A 12,049-nucleotide genomic window follows, 5' to 3' on the forward strand; every position below is an offset into this window, starting at 1 on the left:
AAACTGGGAATACTCTGCGTGCTGATTAACGCTTCCCACCAAAAGTTGCACTCGTTGACTCCGTCATAGTTGGAATCGACTTCAAACACGGTCTAGAGTGCTGGCGTACAGAAATTGGGGGAGAATCAGTGGTCAACGCAGGCCAGCATCAGAATGTAGCAGTCGATGAGATCGAGCTCGACCAGTCGAACCCTCGCATTCGAAAATTCCTTGAGATGTATGGTGACAACCCCTCCCCAGAAGCGATCTATCTGGCGCTGGGTGCTGGCAACGAGGACGAGCCGGGAAGTTCAAGCAGCACCACTTTCGAAAAATTGAAGCAATCGATCCTAACGAATGGCGGCATAATTCAACCGGTCATTCTCAATCGGCGTGCAGATGGAACGCTGGTTTGCGTCGAAGGTAACACTCGAGTCGCCCTCTATAAGAACTTCCTGGACGAGGGCGTAAAAGGAAACTGGACGCACATTCCGTCGCTAGTTCACGATGAAATCGACGATGCGTCGGTGCATGCCATCCGGCTTCAGATCCATTTGGTCGGAACTCGACCCTGGGATCCGTATTCGAAAGCAAAATATCTATACGAACTCAGGACGCAGGAGCACCTGCCCTTCGCCACCATCGTTGACTACTGTGGCGGTCGACAATCAGAGGTGCTCGAGAGCATCAACGCCTACGCTGATATCGAGAAATACTATCGTCCTGTCGTCGGTGAAGATGGTGAGTTTGACACAACCCGCTTCAGCGGTTTTGTCGAATTGCAAAAGGCAGGAATAAAGCAGGCAATCCATTCCGCTGGTTTCGACTGCTTTGATTTCGCCAGATGGATTCATGACGGCAAATTACATCCGCTTCAAAAAGTGCGCGTTCTGCCTCGGGTTTTGCGCCACGAGAAAGCGCGGGAAATATTCCTGAAGCAAGGAATAAAGAAAGCGGAGGCCGTTCTCGAAAAGCCCGACCTGACGAAAACACTTCAGGATGCCGAAATCGGTCAGCTCGCACGCGCGCTAGTTACGCGAATAGCGGCTCTCCGGTACGACGAACAGCAACGAATAGAGGCGGACCCAGGCGGAGAATCAGCACAGGCTTTGATTGATGCGCAGGCCGAACTGACCAAGCTTTTGGCCAGTCTCAGATTGACTTCGTGACATGGGCGAAACCGCGGTACATGCCGGATTGGTTGAGGCGTTGGTCGCTTATGCCGCGACCGAGCTCGGAGGGCTCGTCAATCTTTCCATTCGAAACGATGCGGTCCGCCCTCTGAGGGGGGAGCGGCCGCCGCGGATCAACGGCTATGTGCCAGACGTTTTTGCCACCGACGTACCGACGACGGCGACACTGATCGGTGAGGCCAAAACGCGTGCCGACCTCGAGACCGCACACACACAAGACCAGATCCACGCATTCCTGGATTACCTGTCACAAACGCCGAATGGAATCTTTGTCCTTAGTGTCCCGCTGAGTGCGGCTGCGACAGGTCGCAGACTGATTGCCCGGCTCAAAACTCCCTTTAGCACAGCTGAAACACGCATCGTCGTCATCGACGGGATCAGTGTAATGAGATGCTGAGGCGGCGATGTTGAAACTACAGAAAACGGTAAGCCTTGAATCCAAACGCGCAGCATTCACGCACCAGCTGGATGCGTTTGTTGCGGTCAAGGACTTGACCTACGCTGCAGTATTCCATGAACAAGGCTTGGGGAAGACGAAAATTGGCCTCGACCTGGCCTTGTCATGGCTAGCGCGCGATGTCGCAGATTCAGTGGTGATCGTCACCAAGAAAAGTCTGATCGAAAACTGGCGAAATGAAATATCCGATCACAGCCATTTGCGTCCACGCATCCTCGGTCAGGATCGCAACGCGAATTTCTATGCGCTCAACAGTCCGGCCCGTCTTTACCTGACGCATTACGAGACCATTGTCTCAGAGCGGAAGAGGTTGGACCTCTTTCTGAAGACGCGCAAGGTAGCGGTGCTGCTTGATGAGGCGCACAAGATCAAAAATCCCGATGCGGAGATCAGTCAGGCTCTGCACGCTCTCTCTTCTGGCTTTGTTCGGCGTGTCATCATGACAGGAACCCCCGTCGCAAATCGCCCCTACGATCTATGGTCGCAGATCAAATTTCTCGATTTCGGTGAGAGTCTCGGCAACGAGTTCACGGCGTTCAAACGTGAACTCGATCTCAGCAACGATCTCAGTAGAGACGACCACCGCGCTCAGGCGTTCGCAAATGAATTGGAGGCCGTCTTTGAGAAGATACGGCCGTTCTCCATTCGAGAAACGAAGAAGACGGCTGGGCTCAAGCTGCCCGACAAGACAATACGCAATCTGGAGTGTGAGCTCGAACCGCGGCAGGCGGAAATTTATGCGCAGTTCCGCGATGAACTTGCAGCAATCGTCGTACGACAAGGCCGTCCGATCCTGGATGATGCGGAAGATATCCTGAAGCGCCTCCTGCGGCTGGTGCAAGTTGCGTCCAACCCGGCGATGGTCGACCAATCGTACAAGGCCGTACCAGGCAAGATGCGTGCCCTCGATGAGCTTGTCACCGGAGCGGTCGATGCCGGTGAGAAAATCGTTGTCTGGACGAATTTCACAAAGAATGCCGAGGTTATTCGCAGGCACCTGGACGAGTTTGGTGCGGTTTTGGTCCATGGCGGGATTGAGATGTCAGCACGCGAGGACTCGCTGCGATCGTTCAAAACCGATCCGCAGACCCGCGTTCTGGTGGCGACGCCAGGTGCAGCAAAGGAAGGGTTGACGCTGACTGTGGCCAATCACGCCGTGTTTTTTGACCGCAGCTTCAGCCTTGATGATTACTTGCAAGCGCAGGATCGGATCCATCGCATATCGCAGGAAAAGCCTTGCTTTGTTACGAACCTCATAGCCTCCGATACGGTCGATGGTTGGGTGGATGCGCTCCTGTCATCCAAACACCTGGCAGCCCAACTCGGACAAGGTGATATTAGCCGGGCTGAATATGATAAACGCGCCGACTATGCGTTTGCCGACATAATTCGTGACGTGCTGCGGCTCGATACTCAGGAGGAAACATGAACGCGATAGAAAAATCTCCGCTGTCGGCCGGCGACGCGATCCTCATCCGTGGGGTCAATGTTCCAGTCGAACTTGGCTCACTTCCCCAGAAAGACCTCCGGTTCTTCGTAGAAAACCCGCGGGTATATTCGGTGTTGCGCATGGATGGCGGAGAGCCCAGCCAGGCAGACATTGAACGAAAACTGCTGGAGATGGATCACGTTAAGGCACTGATTCAGGATATAAAGCGCGACGGCGGGCTGACGGATCCGGTCGTTGTCCGGTCCGGAACGCTCGAGGTCCTGGAAGGCAACAGCCGTCTTGCAGCATACAGGGCGCTAGCTAAATCCGACCCCGTGAAATGGGGTCACATGAAGGTTCGCCTGCTTCCACGAGACATAGACGAGACACTGATCTTTGCTCTCCTTGGTCAGTATCACATAAAGGGAAAAAAGGATTGGGCGCCGTTTGAGCAGGCCGGCTTCCTTTATCGGCGCCATAAAACCCACGACGTCGACACGGGGAAGCTTGCCCAGGAAATCGGCCTCTCCAGGCGCAAGGTCGAACATCTGATCGCCGTTTATCAATTCATGCTCGATCATGATGAGGCAGACACCGCCAAATGGAGTTATTATGATGAGTATCTGAAATCCTCCAAAATCAAGAAGGCTCGCTTAGCGAACGCGTCGTTTGACGACCTGGTTGTCGAAAAGATCAAGAGCGAGGAGATTGCCAGGGCGGTCGATGTTCGCGACCGTCTGCCTGTGATCTGTTCGGCGCCAAAGGCTCTCCAAAAGTTTGCCAGTCGCGCATCTGGATTCGAGGACGCCTTCGACCATGCGGTGGAGGCGGGGGCTGACAACACGCCTCTCAAGAAAATCGCCAAGTTTCGGCAGTGGCTGGTCCTTCCCGAGACGGAAACAGCACTTAATCATGCGCAGGACGAAACGCGGCGGAAAATTCTGTTCGAACTCGGCAAACTGTCCGGCCGGATCGATGCGCTGACCCAGAAGCTAAATCCTAGAAAATAATCGAACTCCGCCGCCACTTTGCGGTCGGCGACTCCTTGACTTGTACCTACTCGCTGCGGAATATGCACTCCACGAATGCAAATTCGGCATTGAAGGGATGCAATGGCCAAGCCCCATGTCATACTTTGTTCGACTGGTCTATCAGTCGACAGGCCGGTTCTTCTCGGTTTTGCACCGGCAAAGCTGCTCCATGCCTATAGTTTTGCCGACGTTCTCAACGAAGACACTGGTCTTGGCTACCAGCGGCGCTTCAATTCGCAGCATAGCCAGGATTTTCGCCGCTACATTCGTCAGCCCGGCGCCTCGACCATTCCCCTAACTCTCAACTTGAGACCTCAAGAAAAGGGGTGGAAGGTCGATGACCTGGGTTCAGGCCAAGCGCGACTCGAAATCGAGGCGTCCGCCGGCAAGGTCATGGCGCAGGTAGATTGCCAGCATCGGCTTGGCTGTCTGGGAGACCTCGACATCCCCTTGCCCTTCATGTGCTACGTGGGACTTTCCTTGAAAGAAGAAATGGAAGTCTTCAGCACCATTAACAGCAAGGCGAAGGGCCTCAGTACCAGCCTTCTCGACTTCCACGACGCACACCTTGCCGGTGACCTCGCAAAGGACCGTCCGGAGATATTCATTGCGCTGCATCTCAACAACGACCCCGAGTCGCCCTGGTGTCGACAGCTTGACCTCGGCGGTGAGAGCACATCGGGCATGGCCCGGCGTGCTTCGCTGCGGACAATGCAGAAAGCTATCAAGCGTTTCCTCGCCGCGAGCCGGGCATTGAAGACACGTTCGCCAGAAAAAATCGCCCAGATCGTACTCGCATTCTGGCGAGCTATCGCTGAAGTGCTGCCTGCCCAATGGACCACCCCGCGCAAGCATATCCTAACCAAAGGCGTCGGGGTCTACGCGCTGATGGACATCGCCGCTGATCTTTACAATGAAGCTGACGCCTCTGCCAAACTCGACCGCGCCTATTTTGTCAACCGGCTCACGGACTTCGCACAGGATGTCGATTGGACAACCAGCGGACGCCTGAAGGGGCTTGGTGGTGAGGGCGGCGTGAATGAGGCCGCCGATTATATCCGGGAGATGCGCAAGCGCTCGCATTTGAAAGTCGTAAGCAATGGCTAACAAGAAAATCCTTCTCATCGAGCCAGGTTACAAGAACAAGTATCCGCCCCTCGGCCTTATGAAAATTGCGCAATATCATGGGCCGCGCGGAAAGCGCGATAAGGTGCGATTTATCAAGGGCGAGGATCGCTCAGTGATGAATGAAGCGTGGGATCGCATCTATGTGACTACGCTATTTTCGTTTGAGTACCCGAAAATATCTCAGTCGATCGACTTTGCCTTGGAAGTAGCGAACGGTCAGGCTGACAAGGTCTTTGTAGGCGGCATCGCCGCTTCCTTGATGCATGAACGCTTTCTTGACGAGCGCCGATGGCATGGAATCCGCTTCATCAAGGGGCTTCTTTCGGACGCGCCGGCAGTCTCCCTGCAATTGGACGAATTCGCAGAGGAGCTTTATTCCGACGACATCGCGGGGCGGCCTATCGAAGATCTGGTGCCGGACTACAATATTCTTTCGCAGATCGATTACAGGTATCCCGTCAGGGATGCCTATTTTGCCTACACCTCGCGCGGCTGTATTCGGAAATGTCATTTTTGTGGCGTGCCGAAGCTTGAAGGCATGCAGCGCGATACAGAATCCCTCACTGATCTGGTGAAGGCTATCGACGAGCATTATGGTCCCAAGAAAGATCTGATCTTGATGGACAACAATGTTGTCGCCTCGCCAAGGTTTAAGGAGATCATCGCGGAAATTCGCGACCTCGGCTTTGTTCCCGGCGCCAAGCTTTTGAGGCCAGGCGCAAAGGTGCCAGTCCAGCGTCGCGTCGACTTCAATCAAGGTGTCGACGCTAGGATTCTTTGCAAGGACCCGATGTACCTGCGTGAGCTCGCGACGATTTGCCTGAAGCCGCTACGCATCGCTTTCGACCACCTCGGTGTGAAAAAGCCATATGAACAGGCCGTGCGCTACGCCGCAGAATACGGACTGACCGAACTCTCCAATTACATGCTCTACAATTTCCATGATGGTCCGGAAGACCTGTTCGAGCGCATGCGTCTCAACGTCACCCTAAACGAAGAGCTGGGCATTCGTATTTGGTCCTTTCCAATGCGGTACCAGCCAACCAATCGACCTGACCGAGGGCATATCGGTGAGAAGTGGTCCCGCTATCAGCTCCGCTCGATGCAGATCATTCTTCAGGCGACGCACGGAATCGTCAGCGGCGCTCCTGAGTTCTTCAAGCGGGCTTTTGGCGATACGTTTGACGACTACTCCCGCATCTTGCTGATGCCGCATGACTTTATCTTTAACCGCAATTGGTACGAGCGTTACGACCCGGATCAGAAACTCTACGAATTCCAAAGTGAATTTGCTCAGTTGGACGATCATGATCGTGCAGAACTGCTGGAGTTGCTTTCTTCGCGGGACCCGCGCGAGTTCTTTTCTCTCGGGGAGCACGCATCGAATGATAAGGTGAGCAAAATCCTGCGCTTCTATGTTCCCGTATCGAAGGACGAGTTGACCGCTATCTGGGCTAAGCAAAAGGAATTCGTTCGGATGGAATCCGTTTCCGACCTTGGTTTGGCAGAGGACGAGCGTGTCGAAGACGCCGGTCTCGACTATGAGGATGATGCCCCAGCTCCCGCCGTTATTCCGAAATCCAGTACAAAACAAAGGGCTGTCGCATGACATCCGAATCCGCTTCCCGCCTAACGCGGGCTGAGCTCTTGGCTGCCAAAAACGCCGGCGAAACCATGCCGCTTGATGAGGTGGTCGTCGGCCGCGACGTTCTCGAACTTGTGTCGAGTGCGATGTACATCGACCCAATGACAGTGTATCGCGAGTATGTCCAGAACGCCGCGGATGCTATTGATGAAGCGCGCGCGAACGGTCTGTTACTGCCGGACGAGAGCGGCGATGTTGCCATTGCAATAGATGCCGGCTCACGGACGATCCGCATCCGCGACAACGGCACTGGAATCTCCAACAAAGATTTCGCACGCAAAATGGCCGCTCTCGGCTCCAGCGGGAAACGCGGCACAAAAGCCCGCGGCTTCAGAGGCGTCGGTCGCCTTGCTGGACTAGGCTACGCACAGGAGCTGATCTTCAGGTCCAAAACGCAGGGCGACGATGCAGTTTGCGAGCTGACTTGGGATTGCCGAAAATTGAAGGCTGGACTGCGTCAGGGCGATGGCGAAATCCAGGATTTGATCCGCGCAGTCACAGCGTTTCGAAAGCGACCGATTGCTGATTTCCCGGAGCGGTTTTTCGAAGTCGAGCTGCGAGGCGTTATCAGGCTTCGAAGTGACCGGCTCATGAGCCCTGCCGCCGTGCAGGACTATTTAGCCCAGGTAGCACCGGTGCCGTTCGCCCCAGAGTTTAAGTTCGGACCGGAAATTAGGGCAGCCCTTGCACAGTTCGTTGAACTTGGCGAGCTCACCATACGCATCGAAGGCAACGATCATCCAGTCTACCGGCCGCATCGCGACACTTATCAGGACGATAATGGTCGAATGATAAGTTTCGATGACCTGTCGGTGAGCACGATTCCCGGCATAGATGGAGATCCTGCCGCCATTGCTTGGGTCCTGCACCACGACTATGAGGGCGCGGTACCTGGCGCAGCGGGCATTAAAGGTTTGCGCTTGCGGTGTGGCAATGTCCAGATCGGTGAGCACGCATTGCTTGAGGAGCTGTTTCCCGAGACGCGATTTAACGGATGGGCGGTTGGTGAGATTCACGTCATTGACCGCAAGATCGTGCCGAACGGTAGACGCGATCACTTCGAGCAAAATGCACATTATCACAACCTAACCAACCAATTGGCTCCAATTGCGCGAGATATCGCCAAGCATTGCCGCACCAATTCGGTCCGCCGGAAGTGGGAACGTGAATTTGAGCTTTCCGCCACTTCGGTGCGCGAAGCGTTCAGCGTCATCAAACAAGGAAGCTTGGGTGTCCAAGCGCGAGATCAGGTGGCGCTGGCGGCCGAGCAAAACATCCTGAAGATGGCCAAGATTGCCGACATGCCGATCCTCGTAAACGAGGCGTCTGATCGTAACCAGACGATATCCGAATTGCGCGGCAGACTTCAGGACTTAATGGCGGACGAACATCCCGTCTCCTCACCGCTTGCGAGGCTGCCGGAAGAAGACCGGAAAAGATTTGAGAGTTTCTTTGAGCTGATTTACGAATGCTCGGCAAATCGTGTTGCAGCTAAAGCATTGATTGACAGGATCCTGCTACGACTGGAGTAACACCAGCAGAGTGGGATCATTTTTTTCAGGTCAGAACGTGGTTTATCCTTATAAGTTGAGACAGGGCAGAGCCCAGGTTCAGTCACGGCCGCTTCAACGGCGATGGGAAGGTCCGTTGATTGGGGCCGGACCTGAGAATGCTGATGACTATCTAATGCGGCTCAAGCAGTTGGTTAAGGCCGCACATACCCATCTCTATTTCGATACCTCCTTTTTGATGTGGCTGGCGAAGGCCGGAGAACCAACGAGAGCGGAATTCTCCAGCTGGCAAAGCAAGATTGGAAGCGCCCGCTTCCATGTGCCGCTCTGGGCGGCTCACGAGTTTTTTAAGCACCGCTTGAAGAAGACTGTCGCAAAGGAGTTCGCTGCTGACGCCAAGGCGTTCGACGATGCAGCCAGCAATCTTTATGAGAAACTAAAACTCTACTGTTCGGACGAGTTGTTCGGTTTCAAGAACAGTGGTGTGATGTTCCTGGATGAATATACGCGGACGATCCAGCCGATACGCGGAATGCTGCAACTGGCCCAGAAGTCTGATCAGTTTGAGCAAGGTGTCCAGGCTGTATCATCGTTTATTGACGACTTTTTACTTTCCGGGCCACTCGACGAAATCATCGCAAACATCGATTTAGATGAACGTGTGCGAAACCGCGGCGTCATTCCACCCAGCTTCAAAGATGCACACAAACGCGGCGGACGTCGCACTGACAGTGAAAGCGAGGACGAACAAGTTGCGGGTGACAACAGCTTTGGCGACCTTGTCTTTTGGCGCGAGGTGTTGAGACATGCATCATCGGTCAATGCCTCGACGATTGTCGTGCTGACCGCCGACCGCAAAAACGATTGGTTTGAAAACCAGCACGGCGACAAGGGCCTGACCGAGGCGATACGCAGGCGAATCCAAAAGCCGCGACCCGTTCCGGCACCGCATCCGCTCTTGAAGCGCGAAGCGTTCGACAGAGGCATCGGTCAATTCTTACTCCTGGACCCGATGTATTGCGGCGTGCTCCTCGAAACTGAGGGACACGATTATCGCAACTTTGCATCCACAGCCCTGGATACGCAGTTGCCGAGACTTCCTGGCAAGGCTTCGGCGGCTCGCAGCTGGGCTGGAAGATTTGGCGTTGCCGCGAGCCTCTTTGGCGGCGGAGCTGCAGAGACCGCCGAAGGCGACGAAGACGAAGGCGGCGTGCTACCGGAAGAGATACCGTTCGATCCTGCGGTTCTGGAATTGGAAAGCCTGAAGCCGTCGATTGCTTTGCCCAGGATTGTTGGTCAAACTTTGAATGCCCTGGCCAGCGCAGACACGGCCAAACGCGCACTTATTCTCCAAAACCTGGACTGGGAAAAGTTGGAGGGTTGGGATGCCGCGGCGATCATAGCGTTTGGACGCACACTCCTCCGAGCCGCCGACTCGGGAGATCCCGCCTCACTCGATTTTATCGCAAACTTCAGGGATTGCACGCCAAGCCTCTCTGAGCAACTTCGAGAGTGTTTTTACTTCGGAGCGCTTGGCGCTGCGTACTTCGCTGATGACCTCACCATCCGTGCTCCGACAAATTCGCCTGTCGCCTTGACCCTGCTCGATCTTGTCGCCCTATCGGAGGTTCGGCACGCCGCTGCAGCAATCGGGGATGGCCTGGCTGAGGCACGTCTGCTCTACAAACCGGGGAGCGGGAAGGTCGATCTGGAAATCAAGGTGGTCACGAAGCCGGCCGCCGATAACAAGTCAAAAGCGGACCTTCAAGCGATCAAACTTGCGGACACCAATCTCATCACCACGCTCCAAGATGAAAAACCCCATCAGTTTTCACAGCTGTTGGGCAAAGGTGACGAGGCCTTCGATGCCGATATCGGATCGCTGATCGACGTCATTGCCCGTTACCATCGGCTGCCCAGGCAGTTGATCAAAGTTAACATCAATACCGATCAAGAAGTCCGCGTGCCGCAATACGCCGGCGTCGAAGTCGACATCTGAGCGGAGGCAGAAATCATGACTATAAGACCAAGAACCCGCTCCCGTGGCAAAGCCGTCCCCGCACCTTTGATCGGCTCCTTCCTTCTCGAGTCGATCACGACCGGCATGTATGGCGAGCGAAAAAACGCCATCAGGGAATATGTTCAAAACAGCTATGATGGCATCCAGGCGGCTATCGAGGGCAAGGTCCTTCGTGCGGGAGCCGGGAAGGTTACCCTCACCTTGTCCCCGGATGCGAAGACATTGGTGATTCTCGACAATGGTGTCGGGCTCCCCTATCGGGTCGCAGTCAATACGCTGACGGCCGTCGGTGCCTCCCGCAAGGAGCGAGGACGCGAGGCCGGCTTCCGTGGCATTGGTCGTCTGGCGGGAATAGCGTTCTGCAAGACCCTGCGGTTTCGCACGAAAGCGGCAGGAGACGATGTCGAGACCATAGTAGAATTCGATTGCGATAAACTCAGGGAGGGAATGCTTAGTTCCGGCAGGAAACCGGCTGCCGAATTGATCACCGCCTGCACCACTTATGACCAGCCCGATGTAGCGGATGACCGCGCCCATTATTTTGAGGTCTCGTTGATTGGCCTGAAGAACGCGCCAGCCGAGGCGACCGACCCGCTGCAGCTGCGAACGTTTTTGTCGCAGGTGGCACCTGTCGATTTTCACCCGGACTTCAAAGCCTATCGGGACCAAATCCTTGAACAAGTCGAGGGGCTGGTTACGCCGGACTTGCAGGAGCCCCCAGAAGAAGAAGACGACGAACTTCCTGACTGGTCAGTTCTGGAGGATGAGTCCGGGACAATGCTCGAGCGCATCCCCTTCAGCTATGTGTCGGTTGTCATCCGTGGCGGAGCAGCAGGTCGCGAGGAGCAGGTTTTCAAGCCCTACCGGCAGAAGCTCGGAGTCGCCGACAGCGACAACGTTCCGTTGCGGGATGTTACTGTTCACACCGGCGAAAGCGGCGCGTGGTGGGGCTGGATAGGCCACAAAACCAAGCCCGGCGAATATCAGGAAGACGCAGTTAGCGGCCTTAGATTTCGTCTGAAGAACATCCAGATTGACGGAAATGAGCTGATCACTCTGGTCCCCACAACAAACGAAATTAGATCGGCGTTCCGGTGGTCCAACTGGTTCATCGGGGAGATCCATATTGATCCGCGGGCAGTGGTCCCTAACGCTCGGCGTGACAACTTCGAAGAGGATCCCCGATGGCTTGCGATCCGCAAGGAGCTGGACGAGGTTTGCCAAGATTTGACGGCTGAGGCCCGCCGCGTTTCGAAGGAGCACCAGACTTCAGTTGAAGTGTTGAGTGACAAGGCCGAAAAACTCCGCACAAATTATCTTAAGGCCGTAAATTCCAGGACCTACGACGTAAAGAAGGCTGAAAAAATTCTCCGTGACAGCGATGCGTTGCAAAAGGATATTGAGAAGGCAAGTCTCGGAGCGCCGTCGACCGAACAGCTACGACTGAAGTCACTCACAAAGGAAATCACCCAGATTCGGGTAGGCCTGTTGGAACAGCCAAAGACGCCGGAGTACGAGCGCTTTCGTGCAGCGATCAAAGCAGAATTTCTCAAGGTGACATTGTCTGTTTTGAATCGTTATCTCGATATCGACGTCTATGAAGACGTAAAGGACGAGCTGGAACGACGCCTCAAATAGCCTGATTAAGGCCGAGCT

9 protein-coding genes are annotated in these 12,049 nt (G+C 54.9%); all 9 read left to right on the top strand.

All coding sequences use genetic code 11. The features are described from left to right. The first annotated feature begins 128 nt into the window (after positions 1-128). The 9 genes from N2597_RS22445 to N2597_RS22485 all read left to right on the top strand — a co-directional run bounded on the left by N2597_RS22445 (position 129) and on the right by N2597_RS22485 (position 12,031). Positions 129-1,148, top strand: a complete 1,020-nt coding sequence (locus N2597_RS22445) for a hypothetical protein (protein WP_183596151.1) — start codon at positions 129-131, stop codon at positions 1,146-1,148. A gap of 1 nt (position 1,149) precedes the next feature. Continuing rightward, positions 1,150-1,569, top strand: coding sequence for a hypothetical protein (locus N2597_RS22450; RefSeq protein ID WP_183596153.1), 420 nt, complete (start codon positions 1,150-1,152; stop codon positions 1,567-1,569). A gap of 7 nt (positions 1,570-1,576) precedes the next feature. Beyond that, positions 1,577-3,058, top strand: coding sequence for a DEAD/DEAH box helicase (locus N2597_RS22455; protein ID WP_183596155.1), 1,482 nt, complete (start codon positions 1,577-1,579; stop codon positions 3,056-3,058). Then, positions 3,055-4,068, top strand: a complete 1,014-nt coding sequence (locus N2597_RS22460) for a ParB/RepB/Spo0J family partition protein (RefSeq protein ID WP_183596157.1) — start codon at positions 3,055-3,057, stop codon at positions 4,066-4,068. The genes N2597_RS22455 and N2597_RS22460 overlap by 4 nt, the downstream gene beginning before the upstream one ends. A gap of 102 nt (positions 4,069-4,170) precedes the next feature. Further along, the gene (locus N2597_RS22465) at positions 4,171-5,196 is read left to right on the top strand and encodes a DGQHR domain-containing protein (RefSeq protein ID WP_183596159.1); all 1,026 of its coding nucleotides are present in this window, start codon (positions 4,171-4,173) and stop codon (positions 5,194-5,196) included. Beyond that, positions 5,189-6,826 (top strand): radical SAM protein, encoded by a 1,638-nt coding sequence (locus tag N2597_RS22470; protein ID WP_183596161.1) that lies wholly within the window; start codon positions 5,189-5,191, stop codon positions 6,824-6,826. The genes N2597_RS22465 and N2597_RS22470 overlap by 8 nt, the downstream gene beginning before the upstream one ends. A gap of 38 nt (positions 6,827-6,864) precedes the next feature. Beyond that, a complete protein-coding gene (locus tag N2597_RS22475; protein ID WP_225881334.1) occupies positions 6,865-8,394 on the top strand; it encodes an ATP-binding protein in 1,530 nt (509 codons plus the stop codon). A 115-nt stretch (positions 8,395-8,509) separates the two neighbouring features. Next, positions 8,510-10,372 carry a PIN-like domain-containing protein gene (locus N2597_RS22480; RefSeq protein WP_183596166.1) on the top strand — a complete coding sequence of 621 codons (1,863 nt, stop codon included), beginning with the start codon at positions 8,510-8,512 and terminating at the stop codon, positions 10,370-10,372. 15 nt (positions 10,373-10,387) lie between these two features. Continuing rightward, positions 10,388-12,031, top strand: a complete 1,644-nt coding sequence (locus N2597_RS22485; protein WP_183596168.1) for an ATP-binding protein — start codon at positions 10,388-10,390, stop codon at positions 12,029-12,031. Positions 12,032-12,049: the final 18 nt, after the last annotated feature.

Origin of the sequence: Rhizobium sophoriradicis, from assembly GCF_025200795.1 — a bacterium.
In the GTDB taxonomy this organism is placed as follows: Bacteria; Pseudomonadota; Alphaproteobacteria; order Rhizobiales; family Rhizobiaceae; genus Rhizobium; species Rhizobium sophoriradicis.